The sequence below is a fragment of the Thalassotalea sp. 273M-4 genome (genome assembly GCF_041410465.1).
In the GTDB taxonomy this organism is placed as follows: Bacteria; Pseudomonadota; Gammaproteobacteria; order Enterobacterales; family Alteromonadaceae; genus Thalassotalea_A; species Thalassotalea_A aquiviva.
In genome coordinates this window covers 2,474,358-2,498,950 of record NZ_CP166961.1, presented here as the reverse complement: position 1 = coordinate 2,498,950, position 24,593 = coordinate 2,474,358, and the positions used below count along the sequence as shown (strand labels likewise).

Genomic DNA, 24,593 nt, shown 5'->3' with positions numbered 1-24,593 from the left:
TCTGGCGCGTAAGTAAAGGATATAGCCAAAATTAAAGTTATTGTTCGGTTAAGTACAAAAATTTACCACTTTGACGAAACTCAACCTGCTTTAACGCACTCATCCCCAAAAGAATTTCATTACTGTCCATTTGAGGATTAATATTTGCTGCCACATTATATAAGCTTATATTACCAATACTCAACTGCTCTATGGTGGTATCAAACACTCGAATGCTACCATTAGCCGTTTTGACCATATGGCTTCCATGACTTTCAAGGCCGAGCTTATCGGCTAATCTGGCGGGAACAGACACATTGGTAGCACCGGTATCGAGTAAAAACGTAACCGTTTGTTGGTTAATTTTACCGTTGCTAACATAGTGGCCATAGCGATTACGCTCTAATGTGACTTGTGCCCGGCCCTGTGCGGTTAAGGCAACATCAGGCGCTTGATTTGGGTTGTATTGATTATCAAGATAACCCTGAAATAACCAAACAAACAAGCTCAGAAAAATAATCCATGCTATCCAAATCATGCTTTTAGCGATATTTTTACTGGGATCTGTGTCCTGCATAATGATAATCTAGTGTAAATAATGAATAAATGTATATGAACTATTATGCAATCAAAGTTTAGCATCAACAATGGTTGGCTAAAAATTAGCTCAGATCAGACCAAAGCGAAAGCGAGTCATGGTCAATCACTCATTAGCCATCAGTTGTCGCCCCACCATGATCAACGAGAACAAGGCGAAATAAGTTTATTGGTGATTCATAATATTTCATTACCACCAGGAAAATTTGGTAGTCACCATATAACGGATTTATTTTTAGGACGTTTAGATCCAAGCGATGATCCCAGTTTTGCAGACATTTATCAGCTTAAAGTTTCGGCTCACTGTTTAATTCGGCGCAATGGAGAGGTGATCCAATACGTGCCATTTGATAAAAGAGCATGGCATGCAGGCGTGTCTTGCTTTGACGGACGTGAACGCTGTAATGACTTTTCAATAGGTATTGAGCTTGAAGGGACCGATTCTTTAGCCTACACAGATGCGCAATATTGTGTGCTTGAAAACATTAGTCAGGCCATTATGCAGGCCTACCCTAAAATTACCAAAGACAGAATAAAAGGCCATTGTGATATTGCTCCAGAGCGAAAAACCGACCCAGGCGAAAGTTTTGATTGGGTGCGTTATAAAAGCGCGTTAAACTCTTGAGTAATATTTTTGCTTTATATTTAATCATGATCAGGTTGAATTTTCTGGTATTGTTAAATGGCACAGGGTAGAATTTTTATCATGCTCTGCAATACACCTCAGTTTTGCAGAAAGGTACAATAATAATAGGATATTCAATGAGTTTAATTAGCTTGTTACTTTCTTTGGGTGGCGAAAGAGTGTTGTCAGCCAGTCAATGGCAATTTAAAACCTATTTTACCTCCTACCTTAAGTTCGCTTTTGGTTTTGTTTCCAAGGATGAAATCGGGAAAAGTCATTTAAATGTCGCATTATTGGCGGTCTTACCTTCGTTATTGGTGTGGAGTATTCTATGGTTTGTGGAAGAAACCATCATTGAGTTTGTGCTTATAACCCTAGGATTAATTGTTTGTTTTGGCTGTGCAATGGCAAGACAAGGGTATAAAGATTTTCTTAATGCAGCGATGCGCGGTGATGAAGTGGCTGTCGCTCATCACCAAATGGCATTGCAACAAGATCAAGCCGGTGAGCAAGAAAGCTTTGGTCAAACCCTGGTGTGGTTTAATTACCAATATTACATGGCCATTATTTTAATTTTTATTTTTTTAGGCTTACCTGCCGTGGTGTTTTATCGGGGTTTATTATTTATTGCACATTACCAATTTGATAATGATGCAGATGAACAAGCCTTGTTCAGCCAATCGGCCATTCAATATAGTCGAGATATCTTGCTGTATATTGACTTTATTCCAACCCGTTTTGTGGCTTTTGGTTATATGTTAGTAGGGCACTTTTCAAAAGCATCGACAGTGTGGTTAGAAGGGTTGTTAGATTTTGGTCAAAGCCCTCGACAGTATTTAACTCGGGTGGCAAAAACCTCAGAAGATTTATCCGTTGATCAGAGCGATCTTACCAGTGAAGCGACCTTGTTGGTTCAATTAGCCAAACGCAACTTACTCTTGCTGTTAGCTGCGACGGCGTTTATGACCATCGCAGGTGTGCTGCCATAAATCGCACAGGGTTGCTGCTGAGCAGATTACTCAGCAGTTAACTCTACATTTGAGCATCGACCCAGAAACCTATCCAGAAACCTATCCAGAAACCTATCCAGAAACCTATGTTGTTTCATTGCTCGTTATGCTGTAAACCTTATCCTTCACTGACTAGTTAGCATTCTTTTTTATTCCTCACTTCATTTGTTCAAATTCGAATACATATTTTTAGCTTGTGGCAGATTTATGGCTGATTTCAATCAAACCAGCGTCTCTAATGTTTAACCACCTTGACTGTTTAAAAGTGAGTTTTATGTTGAAAATATGTGGTCAGACCAATTTCTGTTGTTGCATTGATGTTAAGTCTGTAAGGGCTTTGTAAGGTTTTCTCAAGATCCTGACAAAAGTTTACTTTTGTGTGTAAGTTTGCTATTTTACCTCAGTTTTTTATCTATTGGTAAGACCAATTACCCATAGAGTTAAGCTTAATCTAAGTGTAAACTTAAGGCTAATTGCTGGGCTCATTTAAGGCTTAAGCCAGTTAAGAACAGTGATCATTTGACGCTTTAAAGCCAGCGCGAAGCGTTTAGGCTAGTGCAAATCTAATCAACAGACACAAGCTGCAGCAGCCTTAAATAGAGAAAGCATAAACACGCAAACAATACTAAATGTTAATGCGCAACACAGTGGGAACCTACTTTGACGTTTCAAAAAATACAGCAACCAAAATTATCGGATGTGATCATGGAACAAATAGAAGACATGATCGTAGAAGGTACTCTGGCACCGGGAGAAAAATTACTACCGGAACGTCAGCTGGCGGCTCAATTTTCGGTTTCCCGCCCTTCGCTACGTGAAGCAATTCAAAAATTAGAAGCTAAAGGCTTAGTGATCAGAAAACAAGGTGGTGGCACCTTTGTCACCGACAAGTTACTTAGCGGTATGTCAGATCCTTTATTTGAATTATTAGCACAAAAAGGCGAAGGTCAGTTTGACTTGCTTGAGTTTCGTCATGGTATTGAAGGCATGGCTGCCTACTATGCGGCTATGCGTGGTACTAAGGCTGACTTTAAATTAATTAAAGAAAAGTTTGAGGCGATTTCTGAAGCTCAAATCGATAGACCGAATATGGGCAACTCTTATGCCGACGAAGCGCATGCCATTTTTGAGTTCTATTTGTCTATTTGTCAAGCTTCCCACAATGCCGTGTTACTGCATTTAGCTCGAGCGATGAGCTCAGTCTTAATCGATAACATCGAAAAAAACTTAAAGATGTTATACAAGCGTCCTGAAGTGCCTAATCGAATCAGTCACTATCGAGCCAAACTGCTGGAAAGCATTATCAGTGGTGAGCCCAATAAAGCGTGGGGAGCCAGTCATAAAAACTTGGCATACATTGAAGAAGTTATGCTGAATATGGCCGAAGAAGATACTCGAGTAACGCGCTCACTGCGCCGACTTCAGACCTTGTAAGAGAAAAATTAAAAATTTTATCAAAAAGTGCGAATTTATAGCGCGTTTTTTACATAAACAAACGAGGTGGCGCGGTTTATAAGCTACCTTTAATACACAGAATATACGTTAATAATGAACGCACAAGATAGCAATGTTTGTGCTTAAATAATCGGAGATAGAAAATCGTTATGGCTGATACACTAAATCACGATATCGACCCTCAAGAAACGCAAGAGTGGCTCGAATCTATGGAAGCCGTTTTGGAACAAGAAGGTCCAGAGCGTGCTCATCAGTTACTTGAAACATTGATTGACCGTGCTCGTCGTGGTGGTACACACTTACCATTTGACGCCACAACTGCCTACGTTAACACCGTACCAGTAAATCAAGAACCTCATATGCCTGCCGATCAAACCATTGAATCTCGCATTCGTGCTGCGATTCGTTGGAATGCACTAGCCTTGGTATTACGCGCGTCGAAAAAAGACCTAGAATTGGGTGGTCACATCGGTTCTTTCGCATCTTCTGCAATGTTATACGATGTCGGTTTTAACCACATTTTTAAAGCATCAAGCGAAAAAGACGGTGGCGATTTTATTTTCGCTCAAGGTCATATTTCTCCGGGTATCTACTCGCGTGCGTTCTTAGAAGGTCGTTTAACCGAAGAGCAAATGGACAACTTCCGTCAAGAAGTTGATGGTAACGGTTTATCATCGTACCCACACCCACACTTGATGCCAGACTTTTGGCAGTTCCCAACCGTGTCTATGGGCTTAGGTCCATTGCAAGCGATTTACACTGCACGTTTCTTAAAGTACTTAACAGACCGTGGTATTAAAGACTGTTCAGATCAACGTGTTTACTGTTTCTTAGGTGATGGTGAAACCGATGAGCCAGAATCATTAGGTGCCATTGGCCTTGCCGCCCGCGAAGGTTTAGACAACTTAACGTTTATCATTAACTGTAACTTACAGCGTTTGGATGGTCCGGTACGTGGTAACGGTAAAATCATTCAAGAACTTGAAGGCACATTCCGTGGCGCCGGCTGGGAAGTGGTTAAAGTTATTTGGGGTTCATACTGGGATGCGTTAATTGCTCGTGATACGTCTGGCAAGTTATTGCAACTGATGAACGAAACCGTTGACGGTGAGTACCAAAACTTTAAAGCGAAAGGCGGTAAATACACTCGTGAGAACTTCTTCAACAAGTACCCTGAAACGGCTGCGCTTGTTGCCAACATGTCTGATGAAGACATCTACCGCTTAAACCGTGGTGGTCACGATCCGGTTAAAGTTTTCACGGCTTACAAAAAAGCCATGGAAACCAAAGGTCGTCCAACCGTTATTCTAGCGAAAACCGTTAAAGGGTTTGGTTTAGGTGCTGCTGGTGAAGGTCTGAACATCGCTCACAACGTTAAAAAGCTTGACGTTGAGCAAATCAAATACTTCCGTAACCGCTTTAACATCCCAGTATCGGATGAAGATATTGCTGACTTACCATACTTCAGATTCCCAGAAGACTCTGAAGAGTACAAGTACATGAAAGCTCGTCGTGAAGCTTTAGGTGGTTCATTACCAGCGCGTTCATTAGAAGCAAAAGATGAAGAGCTAGAAATTCCACAATTAAAAGCATTCGATGCGGTTCTTAAAGGTTCTGGTGAGCGTGAAGTTTCATCAACCATGCAATTTGTACGTATCTTAAGCAGCTTATTAAAAGATAAGAAAATCGGTAAGCGTGTTGTGCCTATTATCCCTGATGAAGCACGTACGTTTGGTATGGAAGGTTTATTCCGTCAAGTGGGTATTTACGCACACGAAGGGCAAAAATACGTACCACAAGATGCTGATCAAGTTGCTTACTACCGTGAAGACAAAAAAGGTCAGGTACTACAAGAAGGTATTAACGAATTAGGTGCAATGGCGTCATGGGTTGCTTCAGGTACGTCTTACTCAACATGTGATTACACCACGATTCCGTTCTATGTTTACTACTCAATGTTTGGTTTCCAACGTGTAGGTGACTTAGCGTGGGCAGCGGGCGATAGCCAAGCGAAAGGTTTCTTAGTTGGTGCAACCGCTGGTCGTACAACCCTAAATGGTGAAGGTCTACAACACCAAGATGGTCACTCGCATGTTCAAGCGAACTTAATTCCAAACTGTGTAACGTACGATCCAACATACGGCTACGAAGTTGCTGTGATTGTTCGTGAAGGTTTACGCAGAATGTATCAGGAGAACGAAAACGTTTTCTTCTACTTGACCCTGATGAACGAAAACTACCAGCACCCAGAAATGCCAGCGGATGCAGAAGAAGGTATCATTAAAGGTATTTACAAACTTGATACGGTTAAGCCAAGCGCTAACGCCAAAGCCAACGTTCAGTTAATGGGTTCAGGCACGATCTTATTACAAGTAAGAGAAGCGGCTCGCATTCTAGCCGAAGACTTTGGTATTTCTTCTGACGTTTACTCAGTGACGTCATACAACGAGCTAGCTCGTGAAGGTAACGACGTTGCACGCTGGAACATGCTTCACCCAGAAGCTGAACAAAAAGTACCACACATTGCAAAAGTGATCACACCTGAAAACGGTCCGGCCATTTCAGCAACCGACTATGTGAAAGCATACTCTGACCAATTACGTGGTTTTATCAATACCGATTACCGCGTGTTAGGTACTGACGGTTTTGGTCGCTCAGACAGCCGTGCAAACTTACGTCGTCATTTTGAAGTTGATCACAACTACATTGTTGTTGCGTCATTGTACGAATTAGCCAAACGTGGCGAAATTGAAATGTCTGTTGTTACTAAAGCGATTAACGACTTTGGTATCGACACCGAAAAACTTAACCCGCTTTACGCATAATCACTGGCAAGGAAAATACAGATGTCTGATATTAAACAAGTTCTAGTCCCTGATGTTGGTGGTGATGAAGTTGAAATCATTGAGCTTTGTGTTGCCGTTGGTGACACAGTTGAAGCTGAAGATGCCATTGTCAGTGTTGAAACTGATAAAGCATCAATGGATATTCCAGCGCCATACGCTGGTACCATCACAGAATTAAAAGTGAATGTGGGCGATAAAATCTCTCAAGATGATTTAATTGCGATGATTCAAGTGGCCGGTGAAGGTGCAAGTGCTGAAGCAGAATCTGCTCCAGCCGTTGAGGCTCCTGTTGAATCGGCACCCGTTGAAGCACCAGCAGCACAAGATGTGGCCGAAGCTGCACCTGTGGCAACGGGTGGTACATCGGTTATCGAAGTCAACGTACCTGATATTGGTGAAGATGGTGAAGTTGAAATCATCGAAGTTTTGGTGGCACCAGGTGACATCATTGAAGCCGAAGATGGTTTAATTACCTTAGAAACTGACAAAGCAACCATGGACGTACCAGCGCCAGAAGCGGGTAAAGTGGTTGATGTTAAAGTTAGCGTGGGTGATAAAATTGGCGAAGGCGGTTTAATCTTAACGCTTGAAGTAAGTGGTGGCGAAGAGGCTCCTGCTCCAGTGGCGAAAGCCGCTGAAGCGCCAGCAAAAGAAGCTACCGTTGTAGCCGCTCCGGCGCCAGCACAGCAAAAACCAGCACCAGTACCACATCACCCAAGTGCAGGCGAGAAGCAAAGCAAAGGTTCGATTTACGCATCACCTTCAATTCGTCGTCTAGCGCGTGAATTTGGCGTTGACTTAACGCAAGTCAAAGGCAGTGGTAACAAAGGTCGTATTCTTAAAGAAGACGTTCAAAGTTACGTAAAATACGAACTTTCGCGTCCAAAAGCGACGGCAAATTCTGCGGTTGCAAGTGGTGCCGGTGGTTTACAAGTTATTGCGCAACCAAAAGTTGACCACAGCAAGTTTGGTGAGGTAGAAGTTGTTCCATTAACTCGTATTCAAAAGATTTCAGGTCCTAACCTACACCGTAACTGGGTAACCATTCCACACGTTACTCAGTTTGATGAAGCGGATATCACCGAAGTTGAAGCGTTCCGTAAGGCCGAAAACGTATTAGCTGAGAAAAAACAACTTGGTTTTAAGATCACTCCTTTGGTGTTCTTAATGAAAGCGGTTGCGAAAGCGATGGCGACATACCCAGTATTTAACTCAAGCTTGAGTGAAGATGGCGAAAGCTTGATCATGAAAAAATACTGCAACATCGGTGTGGCCGTAGATACACCGAACGGTTTGGTTGTCCCGGTTGTTCGCGATGTTGACAAAAAAGGTATTTACGAGCTGTCAAAAGAGCTTCTTGAAATTTCGAAGAAGGCGCGTGATGGCAAGCTTAAAGCTGCGGATATGCAGGGCAGTTGTTTTACCATTTCTAGTCTAGGTGGTATTGGTGGTACTAAGTTTACACCAATTGTTAATGCACCAGATGTGGCTATTTTAGGTGTTTCTAAATCAGAAATGAAACCTAAATGGAATGGCAAAGACTTTGAGCCACGCTTAATGTTGCCATTGTCATTATCTTACGATCACCGTGTTATTGACGGTGCTGTAGGTGCTCGTTTTATCGTAGAACTTTCTGCGGTTATGGCCGACATTCGTAAGTTGGTTTTATAAGCCAAAAAGAATGCAATAAATGTGAATAACGGTGTAAACCGTTATTCACATAATTGTTGTTGCATTTTTAATATTTACATTGGCGCTTTCGAGCAACACCATGTAATATGGCGAGCAAAAATAACCACTGTTAATTTTTTTACTCGAATAACAGAGTTTTATGCCTCATAGGGACAGTAAAAGAAAAGTTAACAATGATTAGACAATATTTTTATTTTGTTGGCATTGCCAACACATTATTACAAGAATTTTTTTGAGGTAAACATGAGTAACGATATCAAAACTCAGGTAGTTGTTTTAGGAGCTGGCCCTGGTGGTTATTCAGCTGCGTTTCGTGCAGCCGATCTTGGCTTAGACGTAGTATTAGTTGAAAGTCGTGCAACCTTAGGTGGCGTTTGTTTGAACGTTGGTTGTATTCCATCAAAAGCATTACTTCATGTCGCTAAAGTGATTGACGATGCTGCTGCTATGGCATCACACGGTGTTACTTTCGGTGCACCACAAATTGATTTAGATAAAATTCGTAGCTGGAAAGAAGATGTTATCGGTCAATTAACTGGCGGATTGTCAGGTATGTCTAAGGCTCGTAAAGTAAACACGGTTACCGGTTACGGTAAGTTTACAGGTAGTAACACCATTGCCGTTGAAGGTTCAGATGGTAGCGTTACTAACATTACCTTTGATAACGCAATCATTGCTGCTGGCTCTTCTGTTATTGATTTACCTTTCATTCCAAACGATGACCCTCGCGTTATCGATTCAACTGGTGCACTTGAGCTTAAAGACGTACCAGAAGAAATGTTGGTATTAGGTGGCGGTATCATCGGCCTTGAAATGGGTACGGTATACAACGCTCTAGGTTCTAACGTATCTGTTGTTGAGTTTGCTGACCAATTAGTTCCGGCTGCAGATAAAGACATCGTTAAGGTTTATACCAACTACAACAAGAAAAAATTCAACATCATGTTATCTACGAAAGTGGTAGCCGTTGATGCTAAAGAAGACGGTTTATACGTAACTTTCGAAGGCAAGAATGCCCCTGAAGGTCAAGTACGTTACGACAAGATCTTAGTTGCTGTTGGTCGTAAGCCAAATGGTCACTTAGTGGCTGCGGATAAAGCGGGTGTTAATGTTGATGAGCGTGGCTTTATCAATGTAACTAACGAATTACGCACGAACGTAAACCACATTTTTGCCATTGGTGATGTTGTAGGTCAGCCAATGTTAGCGCACAAAGCGGTACATGAAGCACACGTTGCAGCGGAAGTTATCGCAGGTAAGAAGCACGTTTTCGACCCTCGTTGTATTCCATCTATCGCCTACACAGATCCAGAAATGGCGTGGGTAGGTGTTACTGAGCGTGAAGCGAAAGAGCAAGGCTTAAACATCGAAGTTGCGAACTTCCCTTGGGCTGCATCTGGTCGTGCGATCGCCTCGGCTCGTACCGAAGGTAAAACCAAAATGATCTTCGAAAAAGATACGGGTCGCGTACTTGGTGGTGCCATTGTTGGTATCAATGCCGGTGAAATGTTAGGTGAAATCTGTTTGGCGGTTGAAATGGGCGCTGATGCAGAAGATGTTGGTTTAACCATTCATGCTCACCCAACACTAAATGAGTCAATTGGTTTGGCAGCAGAGATCTTTGAAGGCTCTATTACTGACTTACCAAACGCTAAAGCGGTTAAAAAGAAGAAAAAATAATTTCTGAAAATCGTTTAAAAATGCCAGACCAATGTCTGGCATTTTTTTTATCTTTTACCTTTCAGAGTTAAAGCACCTGCACTTTAAATCCTGAAGTTTTTTAGATTTATGTGCTTACTCTCTTAACCCATATCATTTGTATTTATACTGCATATAAATACCATTTCTGTTGTAATCGTTTTGTTTTCAAATGTGATCACGTATAATCCGTGCATAATTATTTTTACAAAATGAAAACATTGGCCTTGCCATGTTTCACATTTTCAGACAAGAGGAAAGCACCGTGCTTCAAGATTATCGCAAACACGTAGAAGAACGTGCGGCTGAGGGAATTGTGCCTAAGCCATTAGACGCCGAGCAAGTTGCTCAATTAGTAGAACTTGTTAAAAATCCACCTGCGGGTGAAGAAGAATTCATTCTAGATCTTTTAGCCAATCGCGTGCCTCCAGGGGTTGACGATGCGGCGTATGTAAAAGCCGGTTTTCTAGCGGCTGTTGCCAAAGGCGAAGCTAGCTCACCAATCTTATCTGCAGATCGTGCAACCGAATTATTAGGTACCATGTTAGGCGGTTACAACATTCAACCAATGATTGATTTGCTTGACGATGATGCCCTAGCCGGCACCGCTGCAAAAGGTCTAGCAAGTACTTTGCTAATGTTTGATGCATTTTTTGATGTTAAAGAAAAAGCTGATGCCGGAAATGCGCACGCCAAACAAGTGATGCAAGATTGGGCCGATGCGAAGTGGTTTACTGACAAGCCAGCCGTTGCTGAAAAAATTACGGTGAAAGTCTTTAAAGTAACGGGTGAAACCAACACCGATGACTTATCTCCTGCACCCGATGCATGGTCGCGCCCAGACATTCCTTTACACGCTAAAGCCATGCTTAAAATGGAACGTGAAGGCATTACTCCTGACGAAAACGGTGCTGTTGGTCCATTAAAGCAAATCGAAGAATTACAAAAAGATGGCATCCCATTAGCCTATGTTGGTGATGTTGTTGGTACCGGTTCTTCTCGTAAATCAGCCACTAACTCTGTGTTATGGTTTATGGGTGAAGACATTCCTTATGTACCAAACAAACGTTCTGGTGGTGTTTGTCTTGGTGGCAAAATTGCCCCTATTTTTTACAACACGATGGAAGACTCAGGTGCGTTACCTATCCAGTTAGACGTGCAAAAAATGAATATGGGCGATGTCATCGATATCTACCCATACGAAGGTGTTGTTAAACGCTCAGGTACTGATGAGGTTATCTCTACATTCAAGCTAAGCTCTGTATTGCTTGACGAAGTTCGTGCTGGTGGTCGTATTCCTCTTATCATTGGTCGTGGTTTAACAGGTCGCGCTCGTGAAGCCTTAGGCCTTGCAGAAACCGATATGTTTGCAAAACCACAAGACATTACCGATTCGGGTAAAGGTTACACCTTAGCGCAAAAGATGGTTGGTAAAGCCTGTGGTGTTGACGGTGTGCGTCCAGGTCAATACTGTGAACCAAAAATGACCACCGTCGGTTCGCAAGATACAACCGGTCCTATGACCCGTGACGAGCTAAAAGATTTAGCCTGTTTAGGGTTCTCTGCCGATTTAACCATGCAGTCATTTTGTCACACTTCAGCTTACCCTAAGCCTGTTGATGTGAACACTCATCACACCTTACCAGACTTTATTATGAACCGTGGTGGTGTATCATTACGCCCAGGCGATGGTATTATCCACTCCTGGTTAAACCGTATGCTATTACCAGATACTGTTGGTACCGGTGGTGACTCGCATACTCGCTTCCCATTAGGTATTTCGTTCCCAGCTGGCTCAGGTTTAGTTGCATTTGCTGCCGCAACCGGTGTTATGCCTCTTGATATGCCTGAATCTGTATTGGTTCGTTTTAAAGGTGAAATGCAACCAGGTATCACTTTACGTGACCTTGTACACGCCATTCCTTATTACGGCATTAAAAACGGCCTATTAACCGTTGAAAAAGCGGGTAAGATCAATGAATTCTCGGGTCGAATTCTCGAAATCGAAGGTCTTAAAGGCTTAACGGTTGAGCAAGCATTCGAGCTTTCTGATGCGTCTGCTGAACGCTCTGCTGCAGGTTGTACGATTAAACTTGAAGAAGAGTCGGTTAAAGAATACCTAGAATCTAACATCGTGATGCTTAAGTGGATGATCAGCGAAGGTTACGGTGATGTTCGCACCATCGAGCGTCGTATCAATGCGATGCAAGAGTGGCTAGACAATCCGGCATTAATGCAAGCCGATGCAGATGCCGAATACGCCCACGTCATTGAAATCGACTTAGCCGACATTAAAGAGCCTATCGTATGTTGTCCAAACGACCCAGACGATGCCAAGCTGTTATCTGACGTTGCTGGCGATAGCATTGACGAAGTCTTTATCGGTTCATGTATGACCAACATTGGTCACTTCCGTGCGGCAGGTAAATTACTCGAAGATTTTGGTGGCGTGCTTAACACCCGCTTATGGGTTGCACCGCCAACGAAAATGGACAGAGATCAATTAACCGAAGAAGGTTACTATTCTATTTACGGCAAAGCTGGGGTTCGTATTGAAACGCCAGGCTGTTCATTGTGTATGGGTAACCAAGCGCGCGTGGCAGACAAAGCGACTGTATTGTCAACATCGACTCGTAACTTCCCTAACCGTTTAGGTAATGGCGCCAATGTTTACTTAACCTCAGCTGAGCTTGCTGCGGTAGGTGCGATTGTAGGGCGTTTACCTACGGTTGAAGAATACATGCAGTATTCGGCGAAAATTGACACCACGGCCGCAGATACATATCGCTACTTAAATTTCCATAAAATGGAAAGTTACACCAAAAAAGCGAAAGAAGTGGTTATCGCCCAAAGCGAAGCATAATGTTAATTAGCGCGCTTTAAGCACCATCATTAAAATCGGGATTTTTTAATCCCGATTTTTTTGCTTTTTAAAACGTTAAGATTTTATGGTTGTAAGGAAATAAGGCAAAAGGTTGCAAGGAAATAAGGTAAAAGGTTGCAAGGACATAGTGAACAAAGCTTTCAGGCTTTAATGCAAGAGAGCTATAAGGATAGTCTGTGAGATAAAATACATAGATTAAAAATCGTCATCCCATCATGCTTTTCGACTGCAGGTAAGCAGCAGGTAGAGCATCGCAGGGAGCTGCTGTCGAAAATCGATCTCGTGCCGTGTATATTATTTTAAAACAAAATGAAATGCGCAAAGGACTAGAAAATATGTACCGTTATCCCATCATGCTGTTGGATGGGAACTCAATGGGTTATGAGGTGACTAGAAAGCAGAAAATTGGCGTGCCCCAGAATGCCGGCGTCAACGTCAGCCCTTGAACAACCGTGTGTTCAAGGCGGAGATTGCTCAATCGCCTTAGGCTTCCCAGTACAAGCTGGGCTTGCTCAGTAGCAACCGATGAATCCCCTTAGGTAAAACTTATCGGCTCAGGGACATGGTTAACAACCCAACATCCCAGGGTACATTTTTTATTATACACCGCTTAGAAAAAAGCTGGAGCATAATTTAGTAATAAAGTAATGACAAAAGTTATTAGACAAACCTTGCCCGTTGCGCCATGCAAACATTTGAAATGTCTCGCAACACCTTTATTTTTGGGCACTGTAACCTAGCTATTTATAATTGGCAAGGGTAAATTGGCCGCTTTTAATTGTTTGTTGAATTTCTGCGCTTTTGGATCCTAATTCGCTGTTTTTCTGGTCTGAAAGGGCACAGAGTGTTACGATTAACGTTATTTTATTTATCATTGAACGAAACTGAATGTCTACTCACAACTCTTTAACATTTGCCGATGTGCAAGCCAACTTCGGTGGCGAAAACTTTCAGGCTCATGCCTCAGAAATTCATGGTTTATTATCTGGTCTTGTTTGCGCCGGTTATCCTTTTGAAGATGATGCTTACTTGGCGGTGATCAATGACTTGTTTAATAACGGTGAAGGCTTAAGCAAATCCTTAAAAGGGTTTATTAAAAGTCTGTTCGGCGAAATTTGGCAAAGCATTGTCGATCAAGACTACAGTTTTCAATTATTACTACCCGACGATGATGAATCGATGGAAGAGCGTGGTACCGCGTTAAGTTCTTGGGTTCAGGGCTTTAATTTAGGCTTTGGCTTAGAACAAAAAGAAAATAAAAAATTATCTGAAGACATCAGCGAAATCATTAAGGACTTTGCTGAAATCGCAAATTTGTCAGATGAATTAGACGAAGATGAAGAAACCGAACAGGCGTATTTTGAAATTTTAGAATATGTCCGTATTTCATCTTTGCTGTGTTTTACCGAACTCGGTAAAAAGCCTAACTCTAACGACAACAATCAAACCTTGCATTAATTCACTAACGATAAGAACAAACATTATGCATTACACACCTATTGAAGTTTCTGAATATGTTGCTCGTCGCAACACTTTTATTGCGCAAATGCCGGCAAACAGTGTGGCTTTAATTCCAGCGAATAAAGAAGTCACTCGCTCGCGCGATACAGAATACTTATTTTGCCAAGACAAAGACTTTTACTATTTGACCGGTTTTAATGAGCCAGATGCTTTGTTGGTGTTAATCAATGGCGAGGTTAAACAAAGCATTTTATTTTGCCTTGATAAAGACCCCATGCAAGAAGTATGGCACGGGCGTCGAGTAGGCCCTGAAAAAGCCGAAAGTGAATACCAATTTGATCTGGTTTATACCCTAGACGAGCTTGAACAAGTGTTACCTGTATACATTAATGACAAGTCGGTATTAATGTTTGCCCAAGGCGCCAATAAAGAGTTCGACAACATGGTTTTTGCCTGTTTAGAAATCCTTCGAAATGGTTACAAACAAGGCTTTAAAGCACCTGCAACCGTGATGGATACCCGAGACATTCTTGCCGAGATGCGTTTATTTAAGTCTAATGGCGAAATTAACATTATGCGTGTTGCTAATGACATCACTGCAAATGCGCATAAAAGGGCAATGAAACGTGCGGCGCAAGGGATTTTTGAATACCAACTTGAAGCCGACATTTTGCATGAGTTTGCCTATAATGGTGCCAGAAGCGCCGCTTACGGTACCATCGTTGGCGGTGGTGAGAACGCCACTATTTTACATTACACCGATAACAATGAGGTGCTAATGGGCGGTGAAATGGTATTAATTGATGCTGGCGCTGAGCTTGCCGGCTACGCCGCTGATATTACGCGAACGTTCCCAGTGTCAGGCAAATTCACTCGCGCGCAGAAAAAACTATACGAAGTCGTATTGGCCGCACAAGAAGCCGCCATCAATACCATAAAACCTGGTTCTACATTTGCCAAGGCAACCGAAGTGGCGATTACCGTCTTAACCCAAGGTTTAGTTGAACTTGGTATTTTATCCGGCGATTTAGACCAGCTAATCGAAGAAAAAGCGTGTAAAAAGTACTTTATTCACGGTCTTGGCCATTGGTTAGGGTTAGACGTGCATGATGTCGGTGATTATCAAATGGACGACAATAAAAACCAACAACGCGCATTTGCCCCAGGCATGGTGATGACCATTGAACCTGGCTTATATTTTGATGCCGAAGCCGATGTGCCAGAAGAATATCAAGGCGTGGGAGTGCGCATTGAAGATAACATTTTAGTTACTGAGTCAGGCTTTGAAAACTTAAGCCTTAATGCGCCTAAAACCGTTGCCGAAATTGAAGCGTTAATGGCATAAACTTTAATTGTAAACAATGTGAGTATTTAGCGAACAAGGGAAGTCATTTGATGAGCGAGTCGTTGCAATCATTCGATGTGATCATTGCCGGAGGGGCGTTAACCGGGGCGAGTGTCGCATTAGCGCTGTCGAGCCTAAAAACAGCCAAGCCCTTGTCGATTGCGGTTGTTGATAGTAGCCCAATGTCAGGTGACTTACCGCAAAGTTACGACGCCAGAGTTATCGCATTATCGCATGGTAGTGCCCTTTTTCTTAAAGAGCTTGGCGTTTGGTCAAGCTTAAAACAGCACGCCGAACCAATAAAAAATATTCATATATCTGATCGAGGTCATTTTGCTAAAGCAAGGCTGAGTGCGAGCGAGCAGGGCGTGAGTGCGCTGGGCTATGTCGCTGAAATGCAAGCTATTGGTAATGCTTTACTGACCAAGTTAAAACAGCAACCTCAGGTTCAGTTATATACATCAACGGCAATAGAACATATTGCTTGGCAGCGTAACAACGTGACTGTGCGTTTGTCTGATCATACTGAGCTTAAAGCAACATTATTGTTAGGCTGTGATGGTGCCAATTCGGTATGTCGAAAGTTTGCCAACATCGACAGTCATACCCGTGATTACGGTCAAACGGCGATCATTGCTAACGTCAGCCCTGAGCTTGCCCATCAAGGTCGGGCTTTTGAACGGTTCACCGAATCTGGGCCAATAGCATTATTACCGATGACTAATGGGCGTTGCTCATTAGTTTGGACGGTCAAAAATTGTGATGTGGCCAATGTGATGGCGTTGGATGATGCCAACTTTGCCGACGCTCTTAGTCGTAATTTTGGCACCTGGCTTGGTCACTTTAATACCGTTGGCAAACGCTTTAGTTACCCGCTTATTTTAAAACAAGTCGAACAGCAAACGTATCCACGTATGGCCTTACTTGGTAATGCCGCCCACACCTTACACCCTATTGCTGGCCAAGGCTTTAACTTAGGTGTACGCGATGTGAAAGATTTTGCCAACGTCGCTCAAGCGTATTTACATGCAATAGCGAACAACGCAAAGGCTAAAGACGATAAAAAAGCTGAGGCGGATTTAGGGCGCATGGACTTGCTTACTCAATACGCTAATAAACGCTTTGTTGACCAACAGCAAGTTATTCAATTAACCGATTCTTTGGTCCATATTTTTTCCAATAATTATTGGCTATTAGCACTTGGTCGAGGGGCTGGTTTAACCGCCTTAAATCAATGTGATGCGGTTAAATCTTTGTTCGCAGCCAAAACCATGGGCCACTTTTAGCCCGCCTTAAAAGGATATAAAGTTATGCAAAGTGCAGATATCGTTATTGTTGGTGGTGGTATGGTCGGCCTAGCTGCTGCTTTGGCTATTAGCCAAAATACCGATTATCGAATTGCGGTTGTCGAACCACAGCCCCAAGCCTCTGTTTCTGCGTCCCCTAAACTTCGAGTCAGTGCCATAAACGCAGCCAGTAAACAATTTCTAACCAATTTAGGCGTTTGGGATGCCATCAGTAATGAGCGATTGCAAGCCTACCAACATATGCATGTGTGGGATAAAGACGGGTTTGGTCATGTTGACTTTAGTTGTCAAGATATTGCTAAAATGCATAGCCTTGAAACGGATCTAGGTTGGATTGTTGAAAATGACATTGTGCGTAATGCGTTGTTAAATAAAGTCAGTCAGCAGCCACAAATTCACTTGATCCCACACCGTTTAACCGACTTGCACATTGGCGAGAGTGAATCGTTTTTAACCTTTGATGCGCATTCGCCTGTTACGGCTAAATTAGTGATTGGCGCCGATGGTGCGAATTCTTGGGTGCGAAAACAGATTAATGTACCAATGAACTTTCGCGACTACGACCACCATGCACTGGTAGCAACAGTTAAATGCAGTCAAGGTCATCAAAATACCGCTTGGCAGGTGTTTTTAGAGACCGGGCCATTGGCGTTTTTACCCTTGTATCAATCGGACTTGTGTTCCATTGTTTGGTCGTTACCGCCAGAGCAAGCCAACCGACTAAAGCAATTAGCCGACGTCGACTTTAATAAAGAAATTATTGCCGCAAGTGATGGTAAGCTTGGCCAAATTGAACTTCAAAGCGAACGAATGACCTTTCCTTTAACCATGCGCTTGGTTGATGACTTTGCCAAACAACGCGTGGTGCTCATTGGCGACGCTGCTCACACCATTCATCCGCTGGCGGGGCAAGGTGTTAACCTAGGTTTTATCGATGCCAGTGCTTTGGCACAAACCTTAAATGAGATACACAGTAAAGGCCTTGATATTGCTGATCAGCCGGCGTTTGCCAAATTTAGCCGTTGGCGCAAAGCCGATGCTAGCGAAATGATTTTAGCGATGGAAGCGCTGAAACAAGGATTTTCATGGCAACAGCGTCTACCGAAAGTGGCTCGAGGTATTGGCATGTCATTGGTAAATAAAACCGCCCCCATCAAGGCTTTGTTACTAAAACATGCGATGGGATTTGGTAAACCATTACCAACACCGTCTCAATACAACGACGGCTTGTAAAATTAAGGTTAATGGTTGATGTTATGCTTTGTATATAATTTCGATAAATCAATTAATTTGAAATTATATTCGTTACTGGCTTTGGATGCGGTTTTATATTCTTTAAGTGCTGTTTTTCAATTGATCAACATTCCCAGTCTGTATATAATCGGCGCAAAATTTCGTTACCTTTTGGTTGCAAGATTGCAACCAAAGGTTATCGGTTACGTTTCTGGCTTTTCTAGCCTTCGAGCTGATCTTTGAAAGTGATAATAAAATGACTCAAAAAACAGTATTACACGCCAAGCACCTTGAATCGTCTGCGAAGATGGTTGACTTTCACGGTTGGGAAATGCCAATCAATTACGGTTCTCAAATTGAAGAGCACCACGCCGTACGTACCAGCGCGGGTATGTTTGACGTTTCTCACATGACCATTGTTGATATTCAAGGCGATGACGCAAAACCTTTCTTACGTTACTTATTAGCCAATGATGTGGCAAAACTGACCGTAGCAGGTAAAGCGTTGTACACCGGTATGCTTAACGAAGACGGTGGCGTTATTGACGATTTGATTGTTTATTTCTTTAATGACCAGGCTTACCGCTTAATCGTTAACTCGGCAACGCGTGAAAAAGATTTGGCATGGCTAGCAAAACAATCTGCTGAATTTAACGTAACCATTACAGAGCGTCCAGAATACGCGATGATTGCGGTACAAGGCCCAGAGGCGAAAGCCAAAGTTGCAACCATTTTAACCGAAGAGCAAAACGGGTTAGTAGAAGGCATGAAACCATTTTTTGGCGTGCAAGCTGGCGACTTATTCATTGCGACAACAGGTTACACTGGTGAAGCAGGTTACGAGATTGTGGTACCAAGTGACATGGCCGCCGACTTATGGCAACAGCTGTTAGAAGCTGGCGTAGCACCTTGTGGTTTAGGGGCCCGTGATACCTTACGTTTAGAAGCCGGTATGAACCTATATGGCTTAGATATGGATGAGTCGGTATCGCCACTGGCAGCAAACATGGCGTGGACCATTAGCTGGGAACCTGAAGATCGTAACTTTATCGGGCGTAAGGCGCTTGAAGCGCAAAAAACCGCTGGCGACCAACCTAAATTAGTTGGTTTGGTGCTAGAAGAGAAGGGCGTATTACGTACCGGCTTAAAAGTATTAGTAAACGGTGAAGAAGGCGTAATTACCTCTGGTACGTTCTCGCCAACGCTTGGTCATTCTATTGCAATGGCTCGGGTACCACGTTCAATTGGCGATACTTGCGAAGTGGAAATGCGTAAAAAATTAGTGACCGTAAACGTTATTAAGCCAAGCTTTGTTCGCAACGGCAAAAAAGTATTTTAAAAATATATTTAAGGCCAGCAAAATATTTACTACATTAAATGTGTTGGTCAATTTTTAGCAGTGTTATTTCGTTTTTTCCTGCTAATAATCGTATATAAACCAGTTTTAACTTAATTTAATTTAGGAACAATAAAAATGAGCAACATTCCTTCAGAATTGAAATATGCGTCTTCACACGAGTGGGTTCGTAACGAAGGTGACGGTACTGTAACTGTTGGTATCACTGAGCACGCACAAGAATTGCTTGGCGATATGGTATTTGTTGAATTACCAGAAGTTGGCGATACCGTAAGCACTGGTGATGACGTGGCTGTTGCTGAGTCTGTTAAGGCGGCTTCTGATATTTACGCGCCAGTATCTGGTGAAGTTATTGCAGTGAACGAAGAATTAGAAGACTCTCCTGAGCTTGTAAACCAAGACGCCTTCGGTGACGGTTGGATGTTCCGCATTAAGCTTGATGACGCATCTGAATTAGACGCCTTATTAGACGCAGAAGGTTACGAAAGCGTCGTTGACGAAGAGTAATCCTAAGTAATATTAATGCATAAACCCTGAACGCTTGTTCGGGGTTTATTGTTTTACCCCCTAAAAAGCAGTAAGTGAATCTATGTCTACCCAATCATTGACCCAATTAGAACAAAACGAAGACTTTATCCGCCGTCATATTGGTCCAAGCCAAAGCCAAACTCAGGACATGTTAAATGACCTAGGCGTTGACAGTGTTGATGCTTTAATCGATGAAATCGTACCAAGCAATATTCGCCTTGATAACTTGCCAAACATTGGTGAGAGCAAAACCGAAGTTAAAGCTTTAAGCGATTTAAAAACGGTTGCAAAAAAGAACCAAGTAAATACTTCATACATTGGTTTAGGTTATTTTGGCACTCTAACGCCAAATGTTATTTTACGCAATGTATTGGAAAACCCAGGCTGGTATACCGCTTACACCCCATACCAACCAGAAATTGCCCAAGGCCGTTTGGAGTCACTGTTAAACTACCAACAAATGTGTATTGACTTAACGGGTCTTGAACTAGCGTCTGCCTCACTACTTGATGAAGGTACAGCAGCTGCTGAAGCGATGGCGCTTGCTAAGCGTGTTTCTAAAAACAAAAAATGCAATACCTTTTTTATCTCATCAGACGTTTACCCACAAACTATTGACGTGGTTAAGCAACGCGCTGAAATGTTTGGTTTTGACCTTGTTATTGCCCCAGCTGAAGAAGTGCGTGATCACGACGTGTTTGGTGCCTTATTACAATACCCATCAGCAACCGGTGAAGTTAGCGACATTAGCGATCTAATTAAAGATATTCACGCTAAAAAAGGCATTGTTGCTGTTGCCGCCGACATTATGTCTTTGGTGCTATTAAAGTCACCGGGTGAACTAGGCGCTGATGCCGTTATTGGTTCAAGCCAACGTTTTGGTGTGCCTATGGGCTACGGTGGTCCTCATGCGGCGTTCTTTACCACATCAGATAAATACAAGCGTTCATTACCGGGCCGTATCATTGGTGTTTCTAAAGATACTCGTGGCAAGCAAGCACTTCGTATGGCGATGCAAACACGTGAGCAACACATTCGTCGTGAAAAAGCCAACTCAAACATTTGTACCGCGCAAGTATTGCTAGCCAATATGGCAGCATTTTACGTCATTTACCACGGTCCAGAAGGCTTAAAAACCATTGCGAATCGTATTCACCGTTTAACTGACATTTTATGTTTAGGTACGGCGCAAAAAGGTTTAACAGCGATTCATGCGAACTACTTTGACACCCTAACCTTTAACAGCGACGACAAAGACGCCATTGTTGAGCGTGCACTTGCTGCCAACCTTAACTTACGTACCGACGTTGAAGGTCAATTCAGTGTGTCACTTGATGAAACCACAACGCGTGAAGATGTAGCACAACTGTTTGACGTACTACTAGGTGAAGGCCATGGCTTAGATGTTGCTAAGCTAGACAACGAAATTATTGCATCTGGACACAGCTCAATCCCGGCAAGCTTACAACGTGAGTCAGCGATTTTAACCCACCCAGTATTTAACAGTTACCACAGCGAAACTGAAATGCTGCGTTACATCAAAAAGCTAGAGAACAAAGACTTGGCGTTAAACCATTCAATGATCTCACTTGGCTCTTGTACCATGAAGTTAAACGCAACCGCGCAAATGATCCCAGTATCATGGCCTGAATTTGCTAACATGCACCCATTTGCACCGCTTGATCAAGCTCAGGGTTACACTGAAATGATCAACGAACTTGGCGACTGGTTGGTAGAGTTAACCGGTTACGACAACATTTCAATGCAACCTAACTCTGGTGCGCAAGGTGAGTACGCCGGTCTTATTGCGATTCACAAATACCACGAAAGCCGTGGCGACAGTCACCGTAACATCTGTTTAATTCCATCATCTGCGCACGGGACAAACCCTGCATCAGCGCAAATGGTAGGGATGAAAGTTGTGGTAACGGCATGTGACAAGCACGGCAACGTAGACTTAGAAGACCTTCGTGCAAAAGCACAAGAGCATGCTGAAAACCTATCGTGTATCATGATCACCTACCCATCAACGCATGGTGTATATGAAGAAACCATTACCGAAGTGTGTGAAATCATTCACCAACACGGTGGTCAAGTATACCTAGACGGTGCCAACATGAACGCGCAAGTTGGTATTACTAGCCCAGGTTTTATTGGTGCAGACGTATCGCACTTAAACTTACACAAAACCTTTGCCATTCCACACGGTGGCGGTGGCCCAGGTATGGGACCAATTGGGGTTAAATCACACTTAGCACCATTCTTACCAGGCCATGCGTTAATTGACTTTAACAACGACTTACAAGGTAACGGTGCGGTTTCTGCAGCGCCATTTGGTTCTGCTGGTATTTTATGTATTTCTTACCTTTACATTGCGATGTTAGGTAAAAAAGGTGTGACTGATGCAACCAAATACGCCATTACCAATGCCAACTACTTAGCAAGCAAGCTAAGCCAACACTACCCAATTTTATACACGGGTAACAATGGCCGCGTTGCGCACGAGTGTATTGTTGACTTACGCCCAATTAAAGAAGCTTCTGGCATTACGGAAATGGACGTGGCTAAGCGTTTAATCGACTACGGTTTCCACGCACCAACTATGTCATTCCCAGTTGCTGGCACGCTAATGATTGAGCCAACAGAGTCTGAAAGCAAAGTGGAACTTGACCGTTTCATTGAAGCAATGACTTCTATCCGTGCTGAAATTGCCAAAGTAGAAAGCGGCGAGTGGACATTAGAAGATAACCCGCTGCACAATGCACCACACACCTTAGCTGACATCACTGATGCTAACTGGAACCGTGCATACTCAACAAGCCAGGCAGTATTCCCAGTACCAGCGGCAGCAAACAACAAGTTCTGGCCAACCGTTAACCGTATCGATGACGTATACGGCGATCGCAACCTAATTTGTTCATGCCCTGCAGTAGAAACCTACATGGATGCTGAATAAGTGTTGTTGTCACTGTCGAATAAAGTTTGAAACAACAAAAAAAGTTTGAAACTTTAATAAAGTTTGAAAGTAAAAATAGTGAAAGGCGAGCTTAATAGCAGAGCCTTTCAGTTAACGTGTTGAAATAGTAAAAAAGCAAGATGCCACAACATCTTGCTTTTTTTGTATGTAATAACAGTATCTTACGTATATATTGTTCCTATTGACAAGGAATATTGATATGTTCTTATGTAAAAGTACATAAATAAAAAATAGGTAGTAATAAATGCAAAAGATATTAGAAGACATATGCGATTCATTAGACGATTTATCCTTATCGGTAGAGAAAATTTCTAATGACGACAGAAATATAAATGATATGCAAAACTCTCCAGCATATCCTGCTTTAAATAGACATGACTTAGCGTACATCCCTACTGCATTAGCAGAAAAGATTAGAATTGCCGATTTAACCATTGAAGATGAGACAACATTAGAATATTTAGAAGAATTTCCAGATAAGATAAAGAGCCTTAAAACAAGAAGCGTACCTAACTTATTTCACAACAGCTATCCTACGGCTATATCTTCTTTCTTGATTACCTTGGAATTGCTTGAAACGCTTATTGATTCAGAATTAACTTGGATTGTAGAAAACGATAATAAGGCAATGCCTCCTGCTGTTCATAGAAGGTTAAAAACATTAAACACAAAAATTCAAAACATTGAAGTCGATGAAGAAGACTTAACTAATAAGATCAAGCTAATTAACGAAGCACATGAGACAGCAGAATCTCTACCTTCTGATTTAGAGGATTTGAAAAAAGCCCGTATTGAGCTTGAAAAAGCAAATCAAAAATCCATTGTGATCCTTTCAAAAATTGAAGATGCCAACACTAAATCAAAACAGCTATTGGAATCATTAGATTCTAATAAAGTTAAGTCCGATAAATTGGTTGAAAATTGTGAAGATGCATACAGAGTTACCACCAGTAAAGGATTGGCAGGTGCATTCGAACAAAGGGCTACTAAAATGGCATATGCCATGTGGGTATGGGTAATAGGTCTTTTACTTTCATTGTGGGGTATTTGGCATATTGGCTCTGCAAGAGTAGATGCACTAACAACTTTACTTGCTGCTCCAAATTTTTCTTGGGGTACGGTAGCAATCCATCTTGTATTAGCTTTTATTAGTTTGGGTGCTCCATTGTGGTTTGCGTGGTTATCGACAAAACAAATAAATCAAAGGTTTAAACTTGCTGAAGATTATGGTTTTAAATCCTCAACGTCAAAAGCTTATGAAGGCTATAAAAGGGAAGCTAATACTATTGATAAAAAAATGGAATCAAGGTTGTTTGAATCTGCGCTGGCAAGATTAGAAGAGCCACCATTGAGATTACTTGAAAACAATCATCACTCAAGCCCTTGGCATGAATTTTTTGATTCAGAACAGTTTAAATCCATTATGAAAAATGTTCCTGAATTAAGGGATAAAGTTTTGAACGTTGTAGATAAAGTAACCCCTAATATTGGAAAACAACACCCTAAGCAATCAGGCAATGATTCCGTTGAGCAAATAGTTACTGATAAAGCTAGTTAAATATAGATAACTTTAAAAGGCACTGATTAATCAGTGCCTTA

General features: G+C 42.3%; 16 protein-coding genes and 1 other RNA gene. 15 read left to right on the top strand and 2 right to left on the bottom strand.

Annotated features, from left to right (window positions below):
* Window positions 1-37: 37 nt before the first annotated feature.
* Complete coding sequence (locus ACAY00_RS11180) at window positions 38-556, bottom strand: TIGR02281 family clan AA aspartic protease (RefSeq protein WP_371373508.1); 519 nt, start codon at window positions 554-556, stop codon at window positions 38-40.
* A 45-nt stretch (window positions 557-601) separates the two neighbouring features.
* Here ACAY00_RS11180 and ampD point away from each other — a divergent pair, with 45 nt between their 5' ends.
* The 7 genes from ampD to acnB all read left to right on the top strand — a co-directional run bounded on the left by ampD (window position 602) and on the right by acnB (window position 12,765).
* Window positions 602-1,201 carry a 1,6-anhydro-N-acetylmuramyl-L-alanine amidase AmpD gene (ampD, locus tag ACAY00_RS11175; RefSeq protein WP_371373505.1) on the top strand — a complete coding sequence of 200 codons (600 nt, stop codon included), beginning with the start codon at window positions 602-604 and terminating at the stop codon, window positions 1,199-1,201.
* Between the two features lie 137 nt (window positions 1,202-1,338).
* On the top strand, window positions 1,339-2,190 hold the full coding sequence (gene ampE / locus ACAY00_RS11170) for a regulatory signaling modulator protein AmpE (protein WP_371373503.1): 852 nt from the start codon (window positions 1,339-1,341) through the stop codon (window positions 2,188-2,190).
* 726 nt (window positions 2,191-2,916) lie between these two features.
* On the top strand, window positions 2,917-3,645 hold the full coding sequence (pdhR, locus tag ACAY00_RS11165; protein WP_371379708.1) for a pyruvate dehydrogenase complex transcriptional repressor PdhR: 729 nt from the start codon (window positions 2,917-2,919) through the stop codon (window positions 3,643-3,645).
* A 170-nt stretch (window positions 3,646-3,815) separates the two neighbouring features.
* Window positions 3,816-6,491 (top strand): pyruvate dehydrogenase (acetyl-transferring), homodimeric type, encoded by a 2,676-nt coding sequence (aceE, locus tag ACAY00_RS11160; RefSeq protein WP_371373500.1) that lies wholly within the window; start codon window positions 3,816-3,818, stop codon window positions 6,489-6,491.
* A gap of 21 nt (window positions 6,492-6,512) precedes the next feature.
* Window positions 6,513-8,183, top strand: a complete 1,671-nt coding sequence (aceF, locus tag ACAY00_RS11155) for a dihydrolipoyllysine-residue acetyltransferase (protein ID WP_371373498.1) — start codon at window positions 6,513-6,515, stop codon at window positions 8,181-8,183.
* A gap of 264 nt (window positions 8,184-8,447) precedes the next feature.
* Window positions 8,448-9,884 (top strand): dihydrolipoyl dehydrogenase, encoded by a 1,437-nt coding sequence (gene lpdA / locus ACAY00_RS11150; protein WP_371373495.1) that lies wholly within the window; start codon window positions 8,448-8,450, stop codon window positions 9,882-9,884.
* Window positions 9,885-10,167: 283 nt separating this feature from the next.
* Complete coding sequence (acnB, locus tag ACAY00_RS11145) at window positions 10,168-12,765, top strand: bifunctional aconitate hydratase 2/2-methylisocitrate dehydratase (RefSeq protein WP_371373492.1); 2,598 nt, start codon at window positions 10,168-10,170, stop codon at window positions 12,763-12,765.
* Between the two features lie 429 nt (window positions 12,766-13,194).
* Here acnB and ssrS read toward each other — a convergent pair.
* Window positions 13,195-13,378: non-coding RNA, 6S RNA (gene ssrS, locus ACAY00_RS11140), on the bottom strand.
* A 296-nt stretch (window positions 13,379-13,674) separates the two neighbouring features.
* Here ssrS and ACAY00_RS11135 point away from each other — a divergent pair.
* The 8 genes from ACAY00_RS11135 (at window position 13,675) to ACAY00_RS11100 (ending at window position 24,552) form a co-directional block, all read left to right on the top strand.
* A complete protein-coding gene (locus ACAY00_RS11135) occupies window positions 13,675-14,244 on the top strand; it encodes a UPF0149 family protein (protein WP_371373489.1) in 570 nt (189 codons plus the stop codon).
* 25 nt (window positions 14,245-14,269) lie between these two features.
* Complete coding sequence (pepP, locus tag ACAY00_RS11130) at window positions 14,270-15,592, top strand: Xaa-Pro aminopeptidase (RefSeq protein WP_371373486.1); 1,323 nt, start codon at window positions 14,270-14,272, stop codon at window positions 15,590-15,592.
* 50 nt (window positions 15,593-15,642) lie between these two features.
* Window positions 15,643-16,878 carry a 2-octaprenyl-6-methoxyphenyl hydroxylase gene (gene ubiH, locus ACAY00_RS11125; RefSeq protein ID WP_371373483.1) on the top strand — a complete coding sequence of 412 codons (1,236 nt, stop codon included), beginning with the start codon at window positions 15,643-15,645 and terminating at the stop codon, window positions 16,876-16,878.
* Between the two features lie 24 nt (window positions 16,879-16,902).
* The gene (locus tag ACAY00_RS11120; RefSeq protein WP_371373481.1) at window positions 16,903-18,132 is read left to right on the top strand and encodes an FAD-dependent monooxygenase; all 1,230 of its coding nucleotides are present in this window, start codon (window positions 16,903-16,905) and stop codon (window positions 18,130-18,132) included.
* Window positions 18,133-18,388: 256 nt separating this feature from the next.
* Window positions 18,389-19,471, top strand: a complete 1,083-nt coding sequence (gene gcvT, locus ACAY00_RS11115) for a glycine cleavage system aminomethyltransferase GcvT (RefSeq protein ID WP_371373479.1) — start codon at window positions 18,389-18,391, stop codon at window positions 19,469-19,471.
* Window positions 19,472-19,606: 135 nt separating this feature from the next.
* Window positions 19,607-19,996 (top strand): glycine cleavage system protein GcvH, encoded by a 390-nt coding sequence (gene gcvH / locus ACAY00_RS11110; protein WP_371373477.1) that lies wholly within the window; start codon window positions 19,607-19,609, stop codon window positions 19,994-19,996.
* Between the two features lie 82 nt (window positions 19,997-20,078).
* Entirely contained in the window at window positions 20,079-22,973 is a 2,895-nt protein-coding gene (gene gcvP / locus ACAY00_RS11105) for an aminomethyl-transferring glycine dehydrogenase (protein WP_371373474.1), read from the top strand.
* A gap of 265 nt (window positions 22,974-23,238) precedes the next feature.
* Window positions 23,239-24,552: a hypothetical protein gene (locus tag ACAY00_RS11100; protein ID WP_371373471.1), complete on the top strand. Its 1,314-nt coding sequence runs from the start codon at window positions 23,239-23,241 to the stop codon at window positions 24,550-24,552.
* Window positions 24,553-24,593: the final 41 nt, after the last annotated feature.

Coding starts and splice junctions, on each gene's coding strand:
- ACAY00_RS11100 (WP_371373471.1), top strand. CDS start 23,239: ATGCAAAAGATATTAGAAGACATATGCGATTCATTAGACGATTTATCC.
- ACAY00_RS11120 (WP_371373481.1), top strand. CDS start 16,903: ATGCAAAGTGCAGATATCGTTATTGTTGGTGGTGGTATGGTCGGCCTA.
- aceE (WP_371373500.1), top strand. CDS start 3,816: ATGGCTGATACACTAAATCACGATATCGACCCTCAAGAAACGCAAGAG.
- ampD (WP_371373505.1), top strand. CDS start 602: ATGCAATCAAAGTTTAGCATCAACAATGGTTGGCTAAAAATTAGCTCA.
- gcvP (WP_371373474.1), top strand. CDS start 20,079: ATGTCTACCCAATCATTGACCCAATTAGAACAAAACGAAGACTTTATC.
- pdhR (WP_371379708.1), top strand. CDS start 2,917: ATGGAACAAATAGAAGACATGATCGTAGAAGGTACTCTGGCACCGGGA.
- pepP (WP_371373486.1), top strand. CDS start 14,270: ATGCATTACACACCTATTGAAGTTTCTGAATATGTTGCTCGTCGCAAC.
- ubiH (WP_371373483.1), top strand. CDS start 15,643: ATGAGCGAGTCGTTGCAATCATTCGATGTGATCATTGCCGGAGGGGCG.
- ACAY00_RS11180 (WP_371373508.1), bottom strand. CDS start 556: ATGCAGGACACAGATCCCAGTAAAAATATCGCTAAAAGCATGATTTGG.
- ampE (WP_371373503.1), top strand. CDS start 1,339: ATGAGTTTAATTAGCTTGTTACTTTCTTTGGGTGGCGAAAGAGTGTTG.
- gcvT (WP_371373479.1), top strand. CDS start 18,389: ATGACTCAAAAAACAGTATTACACGCCAAGCACCTTGAATCGTCTGCG.
- ACAY00_RS11135 (WP_371373489.1), top strand. CDS start 13,675: ATGTCTACTCACAACTCTTTAACATTTGCCGATGTGCAAGCCAACTTC.
- lpdA (WP_371373495.1), top strand. CDS start 8,448: ATGAGTAACGATATCAAAACTCAGGTAGTTGTTTTAGGAGCTGGCCCT.
- aceF (WP_371373498.1), top strand. CDS start 6,513: ATGTCTGATATTAAACAAGTTCTAGTCCCTGATGTTGGTGGTGATGAA.
- gcvH (WP_371373477.1), top strand. CDS start 19,607: ATGAGCAACATTCCTTCAGAATTGAAATATGCGTCTTCACACGAGTGG.